Below are 17487 nucleotides of genomic sequence, written 5' to 3'. Positions count from 1 at the left end.
ACCGGTTCCCACTTTTCGGGATGTGCTCTTGTGTGAGGCGCGATCATGGGCGAGTTGAGTGATAAATCCGCAGCAACGCCGCGCAGACTGGCTGAAGCCATTCGCACGGCAAAAATCGCTGCCGCTGATCGCGGTGACGTCATCGTGGATATGAAAGACGCGGACCGGGCGCGGCTGGAACTGCTGGCGCAGGAGCTTAAACCCGTTTTCGACGATGTACCGCTCGATGATCCGCAATGGGATTTTGCCCTTTCTTCCGGCTTGCAGCCGCGTTTGTGGCTCGATGCGACGGCCCATGTAATGATGGCGCGTGACCGGCGAACCTATCGCTTCGTACGCGATACGAGGCTTGGGCGGATTGTTGTCGCTGAAAGCGTCGAAATCGGTAAAATTGCTGAAGCCGTTACCTTGTATATTGCCGAGCGCCTTGTGGAACGCGCAAGGCTGATGGAAGGCGAGGTCATCTCATTGCGGGAAACTGCGCCTGAGCCATCCTTTGCAGCAAAAGAAAATCCGCAGGCGGCGGAAACCGGCAATGAAAAACCACGCAGCGCAAGCTCGGGTTTTCGCTGGTTCTTATTGGGCGCAATCGCTGCCTGTATCGTGCTGTTCGCGCTTTTTCATGAGCGCCTGGAAGCCTATTTATTTCAATAAAGCTGCTGTTGCGAGAGCTTGAGAATGCGCTCGCTTGCATCTTCGATGCCGTGCTGTTCCCATTGGCATGACCAGCCGCCATCGGGCCTGCGGTCGATATTGAAGATGTTATAACGTGCGGCAGGCTTGTGGCCGCCATAATTCTGGCTGGCGGAAGGAACGCCGATTACAGGAACCTTGCCGTGGGGGCCATCAATATCATAACGCGTGGCAAGATGCGTATGGCCATGGAGAATGAGTTCCGCGCCATGATTGCGAATGATCTTTTGAAAGCGGCGAATGCCATAAAGCCGCTTATGGGTCGGGGTCGCACCGTGAATGGGCGGATGATGGATCATGACGACGCGGAAAAGCCCGCGTGAACCGGCCTCATCAAGCATGGCTGCAAGCCGCCTGGCCTGCGACGAGCGAAAATCGCCGCTGGCCATGAAAGGTGCCGTCGCGCGTGCGGATGAGACCCCGATCATCGCAATCTGTTCACGGGCGCGCAGATAGGGAAATTCGACGCGCCTGCCGCTATTGTCCACGCCGTCGCCGCGCATCCATGGCTCCCATTTGCGGCACGCCTTGTCGAGCGCACCGGGAACATAGGCGTCATGGTTGCCCGGCACCACCGAAACATCATCCGGCTCGCCGAGTGTGCCAAGCCAGTCATTGGCAATATCGATTTCCAGATTGAGCGCGAGATTGACCAAATCGCCGGTGACGGCAATATGGTCTGGCTTGTGGGTGAGCATGTCGGCAATGAGGCTATCAAGCACGGTGCCATGCATCGCGCCTTTGCGGTTGCGCAGCCAGTTTATATAGCCGGTGATGCGCTTCGATGCCAATTCGCGGTATCGCACGCGCGGCAAAGGCGACAGATGAATGTCTGAAATATGGGCAAGACGGAACATAGAGCCGGTGTACTGTAGATTTTAGCGGACGGAAACCGCGAAAGGCGAATTTTCTTAATGAAGTGTTTTTCGGTTTTGCTTCAAATGGAGAGGACTGGAGAGCCGGTATGCGTATTCGCCACTTTTTATTTCACACAATTTTTTTGTTTCGGCGCCCAATGACCCTTGGTGTCCGGGCGATTGTCTATGATGAAAAGAAGAATGCAGTATTTCTGGTGCGCCATACTTATGTTCCGGGCTGGCAATTACCCGGCGGCGGCGTGGAGCGCGGGGAGACGTTCGGGCAGGCGCTGGAAAAGGAATTGCGCGAGGAGGGCAATATCGTGCTGACAGGACGTCCGCAGCTCTTTGCGCTTTACAAGAACGCTCATGCTTCGCCGCGCGATCATGTGGCGCTTTATATCTGCCGTTCTTTCGAGCAGACAGGCCCCAGGAAACGTGACAGGGAAATCGCTGAATCAGGCTTTTTCCCGCTCGACAGACTGCCGGAGAACACAACGCCATCCACCAAACGACGCTTGCAGGAAGCGCTGCACGATCTCGATCCTCTGCCGCTATGGTGAGGGCGCTCCCATTGGATCGAAGCGCCCTTGCCGATTATCAGAAGCGGTAGGTGATGCCCGTACCGATCAGCCATGGATTGAGCTTGGCCTTGCCGGTCAACTCCTGTCCGGCGACCGTGACGTCGAACTTTGGTTCGAGGAAGAGTTTCTTCACGTCGAAGTTCACGCCCCAATGCTCATCGATCATATAGTCGAAGCCGATCTGGAGAGCGCCGCCGAACGTGTTTTTCACTTTTAGATGGTCGGCGCTGCCGGCATCCTGGTTGTAAAAGATGGTGTAGTTCACGCCTGCGCCGATATAAGGCTTGAATGCGCCGAAATTGGTGAAGTGATATTGCGCCGTCAGCGTTGGCGGCAGCATCCAGACCTTGCCAACCTTGCCCAAGCTGTCGATGGAGCCGGAGCCGTTGATATTGGCATAGGTCGTACCGAGAATGAGTTCAGCGGCAAAATTATCGGTAAAATAATAGGTGATGTCGAGTTCTGGCGTGATCGACTTGGAATAGTCAAGGTCGGAGCCGGGAACGCCGTTCACATAGCCGGAATTTTCGGCAATCACGCCAAGTGCGCGCACGCGAATCTGCCATGGTGACAGCGCTTGAGGTACGGCTTCGATCTGTGTCGGTGCTGGCGCAATAATCGCGTCGGCTGCAAATGCAGCGGGTGCAGCGAATGTCAGTGCGGTTGCGGCCAGAAGCCCCTTGGCTACGCGGTTCATGTCTCTCTCCTTCAGTCTGGGTAGGATATGCACCCAGTCTGAACCGCTTCGCAGCCTATCCCATTGATTGAAATCAACGGGATAGGGAAGAATAGAGAAGACAGCGGCGTTCTGTTACGGCTGTTGCAGAAAAGCCGCAGTTTTGTTTTGCCTCAGCTTTTTGCAAGCCGCTCCCGATCATGCGGCAGGGAAAAGTCGATTTCAGGTCCGAGCGGTACGATCCCCGTTGGATTGATCGTCTTATGGCTGCAATAATAGTGCCCCTTGATATGTTCAAGGTTTACCGTCGCGGCAATGCCGGGCACCTGATAGAGTTCGCGCGTATAATTCCACAGGTTGGGATAGTCTGCGATCCGGCGCATATTGCATTTGAAATGCCCGACATAGACCGGATCAAAACGGATAAGCGTGGTGAACAGCCGCCAATCCGCCTCGGTCAAAACTGAACCGGCAAGATAGCGCTGGCTGGAGAGTTTCCCCTCAAGCGTGTCGAGTGCGTCGAAGAGTTGGCCGAAAGCCTCCTCATAGGCTGCCTGCGTGGTCGCGAAGCCCGCGCGATAAACGCCATTATTGATATTGGGATAGACGAATTCGTTGAGTGCGTCGATTTCGTTGCGCAACAGCTCGGGATAGAAATCGAGCGATGCATCGCCATATTCGTTGAAGGCCGAATTCAACATGCGGATGATTTCGGATGATTCGTTTGAAACGATGGTCTCGCGCTGCTTGTCCCAGAGCACCGGCACCGTGACGCGGCCCGAATAGTGCGGGTCGGCGCGGGTATAGATTTCATAGAGGCGTTTGGAGCCGTAAAGCGCATCACCGGTGCTGCCGGTGGAGCCATAAAGTGTCCAGCCTTCCTCGGCCATCAGATAATCTACCACCGAGACCGAGATGACGTCTTCAAGCCTTTTGAGGGCGCGGAAGATGAGCGTGCGGTGTGCCCAAGGGCAGGCAAGCGAAACATAGAGATGATAGCGCCCCGGTTCGGCCTTGAAACCGCCTTCGCCCGTTGGCCCGGCGCTGCCATCGGCGGTTATCCAGTTCCTGAACTGCGATTTTGAACGCTCGAAGCGGCCCTGCGTGCTTTTGGTATCGTACCAGACGTCATGCCATTTACCGTCGACCAGAAGTCCCATCCGATTTCTCCTTTTGATAGAAAATAGAGTGAAAATCGCGCCTTGACAGCCTCTTCATTGATGAACAGTGCGTAAAGTTTCCAAATAGACAGTTGTTGCCACCATTTTGAAAGAAATTGTTTTACCTCTGACCAAATTGGTGTTAGGCAACATCCAGATTGCGGTTTCCCTCATACGCCGCCGCACGGGAGAGTGATGTGACTGGAATGCTTTTCATCCGACGATGAATCTTTGACTGCGCCCTCGCGCAGAATGCATTCCATTGGTCATCCGGCCGCCGACATCTCCTATTGCGATGAAAGCTATGCAGCAGCTTGAACTCACTTATGTGCAGGAAGACCCGGCACACGACATCGAAATTGAAGCCATCAATGCTGAAGCGTTTGGTCCCGGACGCTTCACCCGCGCGGCGCATTTCATCCGCGAGGGTGGTCCGCATGAGCAAAACCTGTCATTCGTAGCACTTATGGGCGGCATCGTGATCGGCTCGTTGCGGCTGACGCCAATCGTTGTCGGCAAGACGCCAGCTTTGCTGCTCGGGCCCCTTGCCGTGCGTCCGAACTGGAAGAATCGCGGTATTGGCCGGACCTTGATGCGCATGTCGCTTGAGGCCGCCAAAGAAGCCGGTCACAAGCTTGTCGTTCTTGTCGGGGATGAACCTTATTACGGCCCGTTTGGTTTCCGTGTGGTCGCGCCCGGTTCGATGACGATGCCCGCGCCGGTCGATCCCCGCCGCTTGCTGGCCTGCGAACTGACTGTCGGTGCCTTGCAGGGCGTATCAGGTGCCGTGCGCCACGCAGATCGGGCGTAAATATCCGGGTTGTAGGGGGCGGATTAGCGCCCTTCGCGGTGCCACATTCCCCCGAAAATAAAGAGCAGGGTTGCCAGGGCCAGCAAACCCGAAAAGAGCGGCACGCGATTGACGCTCGTCAATTGTGTGTCCGATGTTTCGCGCAATCCGATCCAGTCATTGCCGCTCGCAGGGCGGTTCGGGCTGACAGCCGTAAGCGCGGGTATGCGGACGGAACTCTCTGCCCCTGCATGGATGCGGCGGACCGAGCCGTCGGTCTGGCCGGCGAGGGGTTCGAGGCGCTGTGTGGTTGAGATACTATCGGTAAATTCCGGCGCATTGACGGGGCCGACATGTGCAAGCGCCTCAAACTCTCCATTGCTGACATGGAAGATGCCGATTTCGTCGGTTTCAAGTGCAGCTTCGAACAAGCCCGGTTTGCTTTCGGCGAGATCGACCTGCAACTTCTTGCCTGAAGGTGTGGTGACGGTAGCCGTTCCGGGGTTATCGCCCATGGTCTGGCGGTGAATGGCGAGCGTGCGGCCATTGCTGCCTGCGGTCAGTGCCTCTTCTTCCAGTTCCGGCTCCTGCATGAGCCAGTGCGCGATACGGCGGTAAAGTGCTGCATAGGGACCGCCGCCGTCAAAGCCGCGCGCCCATAGCCAGCCCTGATCGGACAGGAACATGCCCACACGTCCTTTACCGACATGGTCAAGCACGAGAAGCGGCTTGCCGTCCGCGCCGCTCATCACGGTGTCGCCTTCGGGCGGACCAATATCAATGGTGCGGAACCAGCGGCTCCAATGGGGCGGTTCCTGCGTGCTGCCTTCAAGTCCGCGTGTCACGGGATGGCGCTTGCCGAGATCGGTGAGGCGCGGATAAAAGGCTTTTTCCGTCACCGCGCCCGTGGGCATGGCGGGCAGGGCGCTATAAAGCGGGGTACGCGCGATCGACATGTCACCGGCATATTCAGGCCCGGCGGCAATCAGAAGGGCGCCGCCATTTTCCACATATTGCGCGATATAGTCGTAATAAAGCAGCGGCAGCACGTCGCGATGCTGATAGCGGTCGAGGATGATCAGGTCGAATTCATTGACCTTGTCGACGAATAATTCGCGCGTCGGAAAGGCGATGAGCGACAATTCATTGATCGGTGTGCCATCCTGCTTTTCCGGCGGGCGCAGAATGGTGAAGTGGACGAGGTCGACAGCCGCATCGGATTTGAGCAGGTTGCGCCATGTACGTTCGCCATTATGCGGCTCTCCCGAAACCAGAAGCACCCGGAGATTTTCGCGAATGCCGTCGACGGTAGCAACGGCGCGATTATTCGTGTTTGTAACTTCGCCGGGAAGGGTGGGTGTCGAGATCTCGACAATATTGACGCCTGCGCGCGGCAACTCGATTGTGACGGGCGTTTCCTGCCCGATCTGCGCTTCTTCCTCAGCCACCGCTTCGCCATTGACACGGATTTCGACCGGTGCGGGACTGCCGAGATTCCTGCCTTCATCGATGACAGTAAAGGACATTTCCAGCGGCTTACCGCTGATGCCGTAGCGCGGTGCCTTGTTGAAGCGGATACGGCGGTCGAATTCATCCGGTTTGCCGGTCACGAGAGCATGGAGCGGTGCATCGAAACCCAGAGCATTCCTGCCGGGTGGAATGTCGTGCACCTGCCCGTCGGTAATCATGATTGCGCCCGCCACCCGCGAAGGCGGCACATCGAGAAGGGCATGGGCGAGCGGACCGAAGAGCCGCGTTGCATGACCATCTTCATTTTCACCGACTTGCCCGGTTTCGATGATCCGCGTTTCAAATTGCGGCATGGCCGCAAGCTGATCCTGAAGGGCTTTCAATGCTACATCGGTATCGGCGCGGCGGTTGCCAAGCTCCTGGCTCTGGCTGCGATCGGCCACGAGGGCGACGACGCTTTTGAGCGGCTGACGTTCTTCATGGATGAAAACAGGATTGAACAGCGCCAGCGCCAGCGCGAAGGCTGCAAGAAGGCGCAGGACCGCACCGCGCATTTGCAGGACCACGCTTGCCGCTACGAGGATTGCGAGCGGAGCCAGAATTGCGATGAGCCACGGCAGAGGCAGAAACGGTTCGAATTCGATATTCATGCCCGCGCCCTCCTAATTACCCAGCCGCTCAAGCAGGGCAGGGACATGGACCTGATCGGATTTATAATTGCCGGTCAGCATATACATGACGATGTTGACGCCGCCGCGAATGGCGTAGATGCGCTGCATCGGGTCGTTGGGGACGGTGGGAAACAGCGGATTTCCCTGCTCGTCCACGGCCCATGCGCCCGCCAGATCATTGGCGGTTATCATGATCGGCGAGACACCATCGCCGGTGCGCACCGGTCTGTTGAGCGATATATCAGCGGGTGCGCTGGCCTCGACCCAGAGCGGGCTTCCTTCATAACGACCGGGAAAATCGGGCATGATGAAGAAGGACTTGGTCAAGACATGATCGTCCGGAACCGGTTCGAGCGGCGGTACATTCATATTGTCGAGTATGGCGCGCAGGCGCTGGTTGGCGGCAGAGGCCGCAGGATCGAGGCTTGCACCCGCCTGCAACTGGTCGCGCGTATCGAACAGGACCGTACCGCCCTGCTGCATATAGGCATCAACCTTGGCGATGGCCGCAGCGCCCGGCATGGGCGCATCGGGATCCATGGGCCAATAGATCAGCGGGTAAAAAGAAAGTTCGTCCTTGTCGGGATCAAGACCGATCGGATCACCCGGTTCAAGCGCGGTTTTGTCCATGAGCGCAAAGCTTAGCCCGCGCAGGCCCGCCCTGCTGATATTATCGGTTTCGGCATTGCCGGTGATGATATAGGCCAGATGTGTTTTCGAGACGGAATCGATGATCGCTTCATCGCCCGGCTTGCTGTCATCATGGGTTTGTTGTTGCTGGGCAAGAGCGTGATCGAAACCGGCAGGCAAGAGCGTGATTGCGGATGTCATAGCGACGAGTGCAACAAGGCTAAGTGTTGCCGAACGAAGTTTCATGCGACGGCGGAAAGCACCGCGCAGCCACAGCATCAGCAAAGTATCAAGCGCCAACAGCAATGCGGCGAGCGCAAAGAAGGGGCCGCGCAGGGAAATTGACTGATCGGCGCCATAAGAGGTCGCAATAATATTCACTGAAAGGGCTGGCGGCGCTATGGGCTGGAGCCTTGTGTCGCTACCCTCAAAAATATTGAGAGCTTTCAAGCCGTCTTCATTGCCGTAAAAGCCGGGGGGCGTATTGATGCTGACAGATGGCGGCGTGTCGGCCCGCATGACCAGTGGCTTGGCCTCTGGCGAAGGCGGCACCAACGTGCCGGAAGCCGAAAGAAGCTGGAAAGGCGGGAGTGAAACAGCATCGCTATTATCCTGTGGTCCGCCGCGCTGCGAAAGCGAAACGATCCTGCGCAGCATTTCCACGAAAGAGCCGGAAATGGGCAGGCTCGACCATGTTGCATCCGGTGAAATATGAAACAGAACGATGTTGCCACGTCCCCGGCGCTCGCCGGTGACAAGCGGCGTGCCATCCTCAAGCGTTGCATAGGTCTTTTCATTGAGATCATAGGATGGTTCAGCCAGAACCTGCCGGGCAACGGTTACATCATCGGGCACCGCCAATCCCGCAAAGGGGCTGTTTTCCGAAAATGAACGCAGCTTTTGCGGCTGCGACCAGGATAAGGTGCCGCCCAGCGCCCGTTCACCCTTGCGCAGGCGGACCGGCAAAAGCGGATCGTTTTCACTGGCTCCGGCAAGGCGGGGACCGGCGAAACGGATAAGCGTGCCGCCATTTTCGACCCAGTGTGATAATTGCTCCTCGACAGGCCGGGGCAAAATGCCAATATCGGCCATGACCAGTATCGAAGGTCTGGCGTCGAGCAATTCCGGTATGGTCTGCATCAGATCGGCGGAGCGCGGCTCGATCAGATTGGCATAGGGCGAAAGGGCGCGCGAAATATAATGCAGGGGCGAGAGAAGCGGCTGCGCAAGATCGCTGTCGCCGCTGGCAAGAAGGCCGATTGTGCGGCGTTCGGACCCCGCATCAACCAGATATGCTGCTCCCGCCTGCTCAATGCCATCAAGGCGGATTACGCGAAAGTCGTTGCGCAGCTCGACGGGCAGGCCAAACCGGGCGGTATCCCGATCAGTTCCCAAATCAAAGGAAAGCGGCGTTTCGGCGATGCGACGGCCCTTGTCGTCATAGGCGGCAGCGGTCAGCATGCGCGGCATGGTTATGCCTTCGGGGCGAATGGCGGTGACTTCGAGATTGTCGGCCTTGTTGCTGACGCCGGTGAGTGCGAAAAGCGAAGCCATGTCGGCATTATACCAGAGCAGGGAAGCAAGACGCCCGCCCTGATCCAGCGGGGTAAATATCTGCTCGTCGCCCGGCTGCGCCAGACCATCATTCATGAAGGCCAGACTGATTTTTTCGCCTTGCGGCAGGCTTGCTGCGAGGCGATCGAGTGTGGATTTACGATCCACGGGAATGGGCCGGGGCTGCAAGGCTTGCAAGCGTTCCGTTGCGCGCTTGCCATCATAGGGACCGATTTCCGCATTGGCCGGTTCGGCGGTTGCGAGAATATAGATCGGTACACCGGTGCTTTCGGCATCCGCGACCAGTTTCTCCGCCGTCTGTATCCGCTGTTCCCAGCTTTCAGCCGAAGCCCAGCCATTGTCCATGATGATCGCCAGCGGCTCGCGGCCTGAAAAGGCGATGGGACGCGGGTTCCAGACCGGTGCGGCGAGCGCCAGAGTGATGAGGGCGGCAATCAGAAGCCGCAGAAGCGTTATCCACCATGGGCTTTTGGACGGCACTTCCTCGCGCTTGAAGAGCTGTGCGAGGATTTTAAGCGGAGGGAAGGTTTCTTCCTGCGGGCGCGGCGGCGTCATGCGCAAAAGCCACCAGATCAGGGGGAGTGCCATGAGGCCGAAAAGCAGCAGCGGCGATCCGAAGGCGAGAGGCAGAAAATTCATATCCGCGCACCTTCCTGCATGGATGCGCCGACCGATATGCTTAAAGAATCGTGAAGACGCAACAGCACTTCCGATGCGGGGCGGTCGGTTCTTTGCACGCAATAGCTCCAGCCGAGGCGCTTGCAAAAATCCGATAATGCTTCGCGGCGCGCAAGATAAAGACGGCGATAATCTTCCGCATAGGTTTCGGCACGGCCTGCAACAAGCGTTGCGCCCGTCTCGGGGTCGCGGAATTGCGTTCGGCCTGCATAGGGGAAGGTTTCCTCGGCAGGGTCGGCCACTTCCACAAGATGCACCCGCACGCCGCGCCGCGCCAGCCTGTTCAGAAATGTCGTCAGTTCATCGAAGGGCTGGAGAAAATCGGAAATCAGAACCACTTCCGAAAAACGGCGTATCTGATCAATATCCGGCAGCGGGCGGTTCGGTATTTCATGCATCAAGGCGCTGGCCAGCCGTTCTGCGCCATTGCGCGCCGAAAAGGGCCGCAAAAGGGCGGGGAAAGCAATACGCTCACCCGAACGCGACAGAAGTTCGGCCATCGCCAGTATCAGGACAAGGGCGCGCGCTTCTTTCGAAACGGGGCTGAATTGCGAGCGGTAGAGCATGGAGGGCGAAAAATCGCACCAGAGCCAGATCGTATGCGCCGATTCCCATTCACGGTCGCGCACATAGGTATGATCGTCGCGGGCGGAGCGCCGCCAGTCGATACGGGCCAGCGATTCACCTTCCACATAGGGGCGAAACTGCCAGAAATTTTCGCCGGGACCGCGCTTGCGACGGCCATGCCAGCCATTCATGACGGTGTTGACGACGCGTTGTGCTTCAACCAGCAGATCGGGAATGCTCGATGCGCGCGCACGGGCGCGACCCAGCGTGTCGCGGATGTCTGAGGCTGCAACTTCCGCGCCGATTGTCATCACACGGCTGCCTTCACCAGATTGGCGATCACATCGCGCACATGCATGCCATCGGCGCGCGCCGCGAAATTAAGCGCCATGCGATGCTGCAAAACGGGTTCCGCGAGTGCTCTCACATCATCGATGGAAGGGGCAAGGCGGCCTTCGTAAAGCGCACGCGCACGGGCGCAGAGCATCAATGCCTGACTGGCGCGGGGGCCGGGGCCCCATATGATATGTTTTTTTGCATGGTCATTATCGGCGTCGGGCCGTGCGGAGCGGACCAGTTTCAGAATGGCTTCGACGACGCTTTCGGAAACCGGCATGCGGCGCACCAATGCCTGCATCTGCCTGAGCCGTTCGGCATCGAGAATCTGATAGGGCTTTGCTTCGGCAACGCCGGTCGTCTCAAGCAATATGCGCCGCTCGGCCTCAAATTCAGGATAAAGAATATCGATCTGCATCAGGAAGCGGTCAAGCTGTGCTTCAGGCAGGGGATAGGTGCCTTCCTGCTCCAGTGGATTCTGCGTTGCAAGGACATGAAAAGGGGCTGGCAGGTCGTAACGCTGTCCGGCTACCGTCACATGATATTCCTGCATGGCTTGCAGGAGGGCGGACTGGGTGCGTGGCGAGGCGCGGTTGATTTCATCAGCCATCAGAAGCTGGGCGAAGATCGGCCCTTTGAGATAGCGGAAGGAGCGACGCCCATCGCTGTCCTGCTCCATGACTTCCGAGCCGATGATGTCGGATGGCATCAGGTCGGGGGTAAACTGGATACGCTGACCTGACAGACCAAGCACGATGCCGAGTGTTTCGACCAGCTTGGTCTTGGCAAGGCCGGGCACGCCGACCAGAAGCGCATGACCGCCCGCCAGAATTGCAACCAGCGTACGCTCGATCACGCTTTCCTGTCCGAAGATAACGGTGTCGACGCTTTCCTTGATCCGGGCAATATCCGCGAGCGCACGTTCGGCTTCCGCGATGATCTGGTCGGCATGGGAGGCTTCGATGGCAGTTTCGGGCGTGATGGCAACGCTCATAGGGACCTCGCAAAAATATCACACACCTGCATCTTACAGGTAAATCGCTATATAATGCTGACAAGCGGTGAAACGGTGACTATTTCATGGCTTCAGGCATTTTAATCACATTCGAAGAGGAATAACCGAGTCGGATGATAAAAAGCACCCCTGGCGGCAAGCAAGTGCCGCAAAGTTCAACAAGGGCCGTGGAAGGCGCAGGCGGGCTGGAAGCGCTGATTGTACGCGCTCATGCGGATGCGCATAGCGGACCTGCCGAAAAGGAGCGCGGCATTCCGCCGGTGGAGCGCTGGAATCCCGAATTCTGCGGCGAACTGGATATGGAAATCCGCGCCGATGGAACATGGTTCTATATGGGCACACCTATCGGGCGCCAGCAGTTGGTGCGCCTTTTTTCCACCGTTTTGCGCAAGGATGAAGACGGCAGGACCTATCTGGTGACGCCGGTGGAAAAAATCGGCATCCGGGTGGAAGACGCCCATTTCAACGCCGTCGAAATGCAGGTTGCGGGTGAGGGTGCGGAGCAGGTTCTGACCTTCCGCACCAATGTCGGCGATGTGGTCGTGGCAGGGGCGGAACATGGCTTGCGCTTTGCAATCGAACCGGAAAGCGGCGGGTTGAAGCCCTATCTTCTGGTGCGGGGGCGGCTGGAAGCGCTGCTGTCGCGCCCGGTCATGTATGAGTTGGCGGCATTGGGAGAAGAGATCGAGGTGGATGGTATCAGCATGTTTGCCGTGCGCTCGGGTGGGGTGGTGTTTCCCATCATGCCTGCCCGGGAGTTGGAGTCATCGCTGCGATGACGGTGCGCAGTTCCCCTCTCTTTCCAATATTTTCGGCGGGTGATTTTGCCGAGCGCGTGCGCGGCTGGCGACCGGGAGAGCATGATCTGACCGGCGATCATGCGCTTAACCCGGATTTTACGCAGGCGATGGTTACGGCAAAAATGCGCGATGCGGCTGTGCTTGTGCCGGTGGTGGACCGTGGGCCTGAAGCGACGCTGCTATTGACGCAGCGCACCGATACGCTGCGCAAGCATTCCGGCCAGATCGCCTTTCCGGGCGGGGCTATCGATGCGGAAGACGGAACAGCGGAAACCGCCGCCTTGCGCGAGGCCAATGAGGAAATCGGGCTTGCCGCAGAACGGGCTGAAATTATTGGTAATCTGCCGCGCTATCTGACGGGAAGCGGGTTTTCGATCACGCCGGTTCTGGCGGTGGTCAATACGCCGTTCGATGTGCATCCCAACCCTCATGAAGTGGCGGATATATTCGAGGTGCCGCTCTCCTTTCTCATGAACCCCGTCAATCACCGACGGGAAAGCAGGGTTTTGAACGGCAAGGAGCGCTTTTATTATGCCATGCCGTATCATGAGCGATTCATCTGGGGTATCACCGCCGGGATTATTCGCGAACTTTATGAAAGGCTCTATCGTTGAGCGAAGCAGTGAATATTTCGGATAAGGCCGATTGGCTGCGAGCGGACCGCCTGCAGGCGCTTTTTAGCGCGCTCAATCGTGAGGGCGGCGAGGCGCGGGTTGTGGGCGGCGCCGTACGAAACACGCTGCTGGGCACCACGGTCAGCGATGTCGATCTGGCGACCACCCATCTGCCGCAGGAAACCGTGCGTCTGGCGAAGGAGGCGGGTTTCAAGCCGGTGCCGACCGGTATCGAGCATGGCACGGTGACTGTCGTGGTAAAAGGGCAGCCCTTCGAAGTCACAACCCTGCGCAAGGATGTCGAGACGGATGGACGCCGGGCCAAAGTCGCCTTCGGTACGGACTGGCAGACGGATGCGGAGCGGCGCGATTTCACGATCAATGCACTTTATGCCAAGGCCGACGGAACGGTCGTCGATTATGTGGGCGGGCTGGACGATATAGAAACGCACACATTGCGCTTTATCGGCGATGCGGAAGCGCGTATTCGCGAAGATTATCTGCGCATATTGCGCTTTTTTCGCTTTTTCGCATGGTACGGTTCCGGGCGCCCGGAAGCGGATGGCCTGCGGGCCAGCGCGCGGCTCAAGGACGGTTTGCAGCAACTTTCCGCAGAACGTGTCTGGGCTGAACTCAAGAAGCTTCTTTGTGCGCCCGATCCCTCGCGCGCGCTTTTGTGGATGCGGCAGGCCGGTGTGCTCACGCTCGTTTTACCCGAAAGCGAAAAATGGGGCATAGATGCCATTCATGGTCTGGTCCGGGCGGAAAGCGATCTGGGCTGGGAGGTGGATTTTCTGCTGCGCCTTGAAAGCATCGTTCCGCCCGATGCGGTCCGAATGGAGGCAATGGGCAAGCGGCTTAAAATGTCGAATGCCGAACGGGCGCGGATGGAAGCCTGGGCGCGGGCGGATGCCATCAAGCCGGAACTGTCTGAGCACGCGCTCAAAACGCTCATTTATCGCGGCAGCAAACAGGCGGTGGCGGATCGCATCCGGCTGGCCTATGCCGCCGCGCGCAATGAGGCTGCGGCAAGTGATGAAGCCATGATCCGCGCCGGCGCCTATGCACGGCTTCTTGAATTTGCTCAGGCTCATGAAGCGCCGGTCTTTCCGGTTACGGGCGGCGATCTTTTGCAGCTTGGCGTGAAAAAAGGCCCGGGCCTTGGCAAAATGCTGCGCAGCCTTGAAACCATCTGGATTGACTCAGGTTTTAACCTTGACCGTGCCACACTTCTGGACAAACTTGATTACGATAAGATGAGCGATTGATAGCGGATCGTTTCTGAGGCGGTCCAGTTTATGTCTGTTTTGCCAGTTATATCTGCTTTGAAAGAGTGCGCCAATGTCCAGTTCTGATGCATCGAAACCGCAAGATGTCCATTCCGGCCCCCAGCAGAACTTTGGCACCGAAGGCATCACGCCGATGGAGCGCCCGGGGTTTGTGACGCGGTTTTTCATGGGCATCGTTGCCTGGGCGGAACGGCTCAATCTTAAATATGCCAGGCTCGGAAACCCGCCGGTCTATGACAATGCTCTTTTCCCCTGGGCGGCAGAGGTCGAGAAGGCATATCCTGCCATTCGCGCGGAACTCGAGACGGTTCTGCTGCGCCAGAGCGAGTTACCGTCCTTTCAGGAGATTTCGACCGACGTAAAGACGATCTCGACCGACAACCACTGGAAGACGTTTTTCCTGCTGGGTTTTGGCGTCAAGTCGGAACAGAATATCCGGGCCTGCCCGAATACCTGGCGCGCTGTGCAGGCTATTCCGGGATTGACGACGGCGATGTTCTCGATTTTCGAGCCAGGCAAGCATCTGCCGCCGCATCGCGGGCCTTATAATGGTGTTCTGCGCCTGCATATGGGTATGATCGTACCTGAACCCGCCGATAAGCTTGCCATTCGCGTGGACCAGCAGGTCTGTCATTGGCAGGAAGGCAAGGTGCTGATTTTCGATGATGCTTATGAGCATGAAGCGTGGAACCACACCGATAAGACGCGCGTGGTCCTGTTCGTCGATTTCGTCAAGCCGCTGAAGTTCCCGGCACGCTTCGTCAACTGGTGCCTTATGAATCTTGCGATCTTCACGCCCTTCATCAAGGAAGGACTGGATAATCACAATGAATGGGAAAAGAAATTCTATGCGCAGGCCGAAAGGCTTCGCAACCAGCCGAAAGCCTGAAGGCAGCATTGAAATTGAAAAGGCGGGGATTGCCCCGCCTTATCAATCTGGACCCATCAAGGCCATTTCACGACCGGCGGCATGGACGACAGGATGGAATTGACGTTTCCGCCCGTCTTCAGGCCGAAAATCGTGCCGCGATCATAGAGCAGGTTGAACTCGACATAGCGGCCGCGGCGCACCAGCTGTTCCTCGCGGTCTTCCGGCGTCCAGTCCTTGTTGAAGTTCTGGCGCACCAGATGCGGATAAACCACTGAAAAGCCCCGTCCCACATCACGGGTGAACGAGAAATCTGCGTCCCATCCGCCTTGTTCTTCGGACGAATGCAGCCAGTCGTAGAAAATGCCGCCCACGCCGCGCGGCTCATTGCGATGGGGCAGGAAGAAATATTCGTCGCACCAGTCTTTCACACGCTGATAATCGACAATGTCCTTGTGCCGATCGCAGATGAAGCGGAACGCCTTGTGGAATGCCAGGGTGTCCGGGTCTTCCTGTGTGCGTCGGCGATCAAGAACAGGGGTGAGGTCGGCGCCGCCGCCAAACCATTGCCGCGTGGTCACGACCATGCGGGTGTTCATATGTACGGCGGGGACATTGGGATTTTGCGGATGGGCGATCAGCGAAATGCCGCTGGCCCAATAGCGCGGGTCTTCTTCCGCGCCCGGTATCTGCTTGCGAAATTCAGGAGAGAATTCGCCGTAGACCGTTGATACATGGACGCCGACCTTCTCGAAAACACGGCCATGCATGATGGACATGACGCCACCGCCGCCATTGCCGTCATCCTTCTGCCAAGGCGTGCGGACGAAGCGTCCCGGTTCCTGATCGGAAAGCTGGCCCTGCAATTCGTCTTCAAGCTGCTCGAAGCTTGTGCAAATGCGGTCGCGAAGCTCTTCGAACCAGTCGCGGGCCTCTTGTTTTTTCTCCTCGATATTTTGCGGGATGATTGCGGGAATTTCGTCGCGTTGCATTTTGTTTGTTTCCTCTCGCAATTTATCGGGCAACCGGAAGGTTCCGGGCATTCATACTTATATCGTTTTCATTTAACAAAATCCCGCGCTCACGCATAGCGCCAAGCCTGTTATGGAAATTGGGGCCCGGATCATCTCCCCAGAAAAGACTCGTCTTTTGCGGGGGGCTTCCCTATTCTTGGTCCGCTAGAGGGATCGCAAAAGCTACAGGATCGCCAAGACCGGCTTTATATCACTGTCATGTTCATGCCGTAACCAGCAAGCCCGGTTAGATTTCTGAGCGACGTGTTTTCGGGAGGCAAACGCATGAATGCAGCAACGCCCCGCCCACCGCTTGAAGGACTGCGCAGGCAGCTTGAAAAAAGCCGCACCCAAAAGAGCCGTATGCCGCGCGACGGTTTTATCCGCGAGACATTCACCCTGCCTCGTCAGGCTGCGCGTGCCAAGGCACGGGAATGGTTCGAGGCTTTTCCCAAAGCCGCTTACTGGACCGAAATCGAAAGCTGGTGCGAACGGCCGGACGATATGATCGAATTTACGATCCGGCGATTGCCGACTTCCGACTGATCTGGTTTTTTGATTCATAAAAAGGGTCCAACCCACTGAAATTGGATTCAGATCGGCCTTGAATGGCATGCGGAGCGATTTTACGAATCGTTATTACATAACGTCAATTCGGTCGGGGGATCAGGTGCGCTGGCTGAGGTTCAGTTGGCGCAGGGCTTCACCGGCAGTCATGGCAACGCTGACAGCGAGATTGAGTGAGCGCGCGCCCGGCACCATCGGAATCAGAAGTCGTGCATCGGCAGTCGCCTGCACATCATCGGGAACGCCCGCGGATTCACGTCCGAACAAAAGAATGTCATTTTTCTGAAATTGGTAGTCCGTATAGGGTGCCGCCGCCTTCGTTGAAAGCAAGACCAGACGACGGTCGGCCTGTTTGCGCCATTCATTGAAATGCTGCCAGTCGGCATGGCGTGTCAGCGCAGCCTGTTCGAGATAATCCATCCCGGCGCGCTTGAGCGAGCGGTCGGACACATCAAAGCCCGCCGGTTCGATAAGATCCACCGCAAAGCCAAGGCAGGCGGCCATCCGCAAAATGGTTCCCGTATTGCCGGGAATGTCTGGTTGATAAAGAGCGATACGCAAATTCATATCAGCCGGGTAACGCAGAAATCATGTTGCCGCAAGGATTCAGTCGAATAAAATATTCTCTTTTTGT

The 17487-nt window shown here is 57.4% G+C and carries 17 protein-coding genes; 8 read left to right on the top strand and 9 right to left on the bottom strand.

Annotation, left to right across the window (positions count from 1 at the left end; translation table 11 throughout):
• Positions 1 to 45: 45 nt before the first annotated feature.
• Positions 46 to 654: a hypothetical protein gene (locus DKP76_RS13865; RefSeq protein WP_109707393.1), complete on the top strand. Its 609-nt coding sequence runs from the start codon at positions 46 to 48 to the stop codon at positions 652 to 654.
• Here DKP76_RS13865 and DKP76_RS13860 read toward each other — a convergent pair.
• Positions 648 to 1550 carry a metallophosphoesterase family protein gene (locus DKP76_RS13860; protein WP_109707392.1) on the bottom strand — a complete coding sequence of 301 codons (903 nt, stop codon included), beginning with the start codon at positions 1548 to 1550 and terminating at the stop codon, positions 648 to 650. The two genes, DKP76_RS13865 and DKP76_RS13860, sit on opposite strands and share 7 nt — an antisense overlap.
• Before the next feature lie 107 nt (positions 1551 to 1657).
• On the opposite strand from DKP76_RS13860, the gene DKP76_RS13855 reads away from it, so the two are divergent.
• Positions 1658 to 2113 carry an NUDIX domain-containing protein gene (locus DKP76_RS13855; RefSeq protein ID WP_109707391.1) on the top strand — a complete coding sequence of 152 codons (456 nt, stop codon included), beginning with the start codon at positions 1658 to 1660 and terminating at the stop codon, positions 2111 to 2113.
• Positions 2114 to 2150: 37 nt separating this feature from the next.
• Here the strand turns inward: DKP76_RS13855 and DKP76_RS13850 are convergent, their stop codons facing one another.
• The gene (locus DKP76_RS13850) at positions 2151 to 2831 is read right to left on the bottom strand and encodes an OmpW/AlkL family protein (RefSeq protein WP_109707390.1); all 681 of its coding nucleotides are present in this window, start codon (positions 2829 to 2831) and stop codon (positions 2151 to 2153) included.
• 152 nt (positions 2832 to 2983) lie between these two features.
• Positions 2984 to 3970, bottom strand: a complete 987-nt coding sequence (locus DKP76_RS13845; protein WP_109707389.1) for a glutathione S-transferase family protein — start codon at positions 3968 to 3970, stop codon at positions 2984 to 2986.
• A 304-nt stretch (positions 3971 to 4274) separates the two neighbouring features.
• Here DKP76_RS13845 and DKP76_RS13840 point away from each other — a divergent pair, with 304 nt between their 5' ends.
• Positions 4275 to 4781, top strand: coding sequence for a GNAT family N-acetyltransferase (locus DKP76_RS13840; RefSeq protein ID WP_109707388.1), 507 nt, complete (start codon positions 4275 to 4277; stop codon positions 4779 to 4781).
• 23 nt (positions 4782 to 4804) lie between these two features.
• Here the strand turns inward: DKP76_RS13840 and DKP76_RS13835 are convergent, their stop codons facing one another.
• From DKP76_RS13835 to DKP76_RS13820, 4 genes are read right to left on the bottom strand one after another with little or no spacing between them, the layout of a single operon-like run.
• Entirely contained in the window at positions 4805 to 6880 is a 2076-nt protein-coding gene (locus DKP76_RS13835) for a hypothetical protein (RefSeq protein ID WP_109707387.1), read from the bottom strand.
• Between the two features lie 12 nt (positions 6881 to 6892).
• Positions 6893 to 9745 (bottom strand): DUF4159 domain-containing protein, encoded by a 2853-nt coding sequence (locus DKP76_RS13830; RefSeq protein ID WP_109707386.1) that lies wholly within the window; start codon positions 9743 to 9745, stop codon positions 6893 to 6895.
• On the bottom strand, positions 9742 to 10662 hold the full coding sequence (locus DKP76_RS13825; RefSeq protein ID WP_109707385.1) for a DUF58 domain-containing protein: 921 nt from the start codon (positions 10660 to 10662) through the stop codon (positions 9742 to 9744). Before DKP76_RS13825 ends, DKP76_RS13830 begins: the two co-directional genes overlap by 4 nt.
• Positions 10662 to 11681 carry an AAA family ATPase gene (locus DKP76_RS13820; protein ID WP_109707384.1) on the bottom strand — a complete coding sequence of 340 codons (1020 nt, stop codon included), beginning with the start codon at positions 11679 to 11681 and terminating at the stop codon, positions 10662 to 10664. The genes DKP76_RS13825 and DKP76_RS13820 overlap by 1 nt, the downstream gene beginning before the upstream one ends.
• 134 nt (positions 11682 to 11815) lie before the next feature.
• Here DKP76_RS13820 and DKP76_RS13815 point away from each other — a divergent pair, with 134 nt between their 5' ends.
• From DKP76_RS13815 to olsC, 4 genes are all read left to right on the top strand, one after another.
• Positions 11816 to 12481 (top strand): DUF1285 domain-containing protein, encoded by a 666-nt coding sequence (locus DKP76_RS13815; protein ID WP_109707383.1) that lies wholly within the window; start codon positions 11816 to 11818, stop codon positions 12479 to 12481.
• Complete coding sequence (locus DKP76_RS13810; RefSeq protein ID WP_109707382.1) at positions 12478 to 13116, top strand: CoA pyrophosphatase; 639 nt, start codon at positions 12478 to 12480, stop codon at positions 13114 to 13116. Before DKP76_RS13815 ends, DKP76_RS13810 begins: the two co-directional genes overlap by 4 nt.
• Positions 13113 to 14384, top strand: a complete 1272-nt coding sequence (locus DKP76_RS13805) for a CCA tRNA nucleotidyltransferase (protein ID WP_109707381.1) — start codon at positions 13113 to 13115, stop codon at positions 14382 to 14384. The genes DKP76_RS13810 and DKP76_RS13805 overlap by 4 nt, the downstream gene beginning before the upstream one ends.
• Before the next feature lie 73 nt (positions 14385 to 14457).
• On the top strand, positions 14458 to 15294 hold the full coding sequence (olsC, locus tag DKP76_RS13800; protein WP_109707380.1) for an ornithine lipid ester-linked acyl 2-hydroxylase OlsC: 837 nt from the start codon (positions 14458 to 14460) through the stop codon (positions 15292 to 15294).
• 56 nt (positions 15295 to 15350) lie between these two features.
• Here olsC and hemF read toward each other — a convergent pair whose 3' ends face one another.
• Positions 15351 to 16265: an oxygen-dependent coproporphyrinogen oxidase gene (gene hemF, locus DKP76_RS13795; RefSeq protein WP_109707379.1), complete on the bottom strand. Its 915-nt coding sequence runs from the start codon at positions 16263 to 16265 to the stop codon at positions 15351 to 15353.
• 306 nt (positions 16266 to 16571) lie between these two features.
• On the opposite strand from hemF, the gene DKP76_RS13790 reads away from it, so the two are divergent.
• Positions 16572 to 16832: a hypothetical protein gene (locus DKP76_RS13790; RefSeq protein WP_109707378.1), complete on the top strand. Its 261-nt coding sequence runs from the start codon at positions 16572 to 16574 to the stop codon at positions 16830 to 16832.
• 120 nt (positions 16833 to 16952) lie between these two features.
• Here DKP76_RS13790 and DKP76_RS13785 read toward each other — a convergent pair whose 3' ends face one another.
• Positions 16953 to 17420, bottom strand: coding sequence for a tRNA (cytidine(34)-2'-O)-methyltransferase (locus DKP76_RS13785; protein ID WP_109707377.1), 468 nt, complete (start codon positions 17418 to 17420; stop codon positions 16953 to 16955).
• Between the last annotated feature and the right edge of the window lie 67 nt (positions 17421 to 17487).

The sequence above is a fragment of the Falsochrobactrum shanghaiense genome, from assembly GCF_003149535.1.
GTDB lineage: Bacteria > Pseudomonadota > Alphaproteobacteria > Rhizobiales > Rhizobiaceae > Brucella > Brucella shanghaiense.
This window is presented reverse-complemented; position numbering and strand designations above follow the sequence as displayed.

Coding starts and splice junctions, on each gene's coding strand:
- DKP76_RS13865 (WP_109707393.1), top strand. CDS start 46: ATGGGCGAGTTGAGTGATAAATCCGCAGCAACGCCGCGCAGACTGGCT.
- DKP76_RS13860 (WP_109707392.1), bottom strand. CDS start 1,550: ATGTTCCGTCTTGCCCATATTTCAGACATTCATCTGTCGCCTTTGCCG.
- DKP76_RS13855 (WP_109707391.1), top strand. CDS start 1,658: ATGCGTATTCGCCACTTTTTATTTCACACAATTTTTTTGTTTCGGCGC.
- DKP76_RS13850 (WP_109707390.1), bottom strand. CDS start 2,831: ATGAACCGCGTAGCCAAGGGGCTTCTGGCCGCAACCGCACTGACATTC.
- DKP76_RS13845 (WP_109707389.1), bottom strand. CDS start 3,970: ATGGGACTTCTGGTCGACGGTAAATGGCATGACGTCTGGTACGATACC.
- DKP76_RS13840 (WP_109707388.1), top strand. CDS start 4,275: ATGCAGCAGCTTGAACTCACTTATGTGCAGGAAGACCCGGCACACGAC.
- DKP76_RS13835 (WP_109707387.1), bottom strand. CDS start 6,880: ATGAATATCGAATTCGAACCGTTTCTGCCTCTGCCGTGGCTCATCGCA.
- DKP76_RS13830 (WP_109707386.1), bottom strand. CDS start 9,745: ATGAATTTTCTGCCTCTCGCCTTCGGATCGCCGCTGCTGCTTTTCGGC.
- DKP76_RS13825 (WP_109707385.1), bottom strand. CDS start 10,662: ATGACAATCGGCGCGGAAGTTGCAGCCTCAGACATCCGCGACACGCTG.
- DKP76_RS13820 (WP_109707384.1), bottom strand. CDS start 11,681: ATGAGCGTTGCCATCACGCCCGAAACTGCCATCGAAGCCTCCCATGCC.
- DKP76_RS13815 (WP_109707383.1), top strand. CDS start 11,816: ATGATAAAAAGCACCCCTGGCGGCAAGCAAGTGCCGCAAAGTTCAACA.
- DKP76_RS13810 (WP_109707382.1), top strand. CDS start 12,478: ATGACGGTGCGCAGTTCCCCTCTCTTTCCAATATTTTCGGCGGGTGAT.
- olsC (WP_109707380.1), top strand. CDS start 14,458: ATGTCCAGTTCTGATGCATCGAAACCGCAAGATGTCCATTCCGGCCCC.
- hemF (WP_109707379.1), bottom strand. CDS start 16,265: ATGCAACGCGACGAAATTCCCGCAATCATCCCGCAAAATATCGAGGAG.
- DKP76_RS13790 (WP_109707378.1), top strand. CDS start 16,572: ATGAATGCAGCAACGCCCCGCCCACCGCTTGAAGGACTGCGCAGGCAG.
- DKP76_RS13785 (WP_109707377.1), bottom strand. CDS start 17,420: ATGAATTTGCGTATCGCTCTTTATCAACCAGACATTCCCGGCAATACG.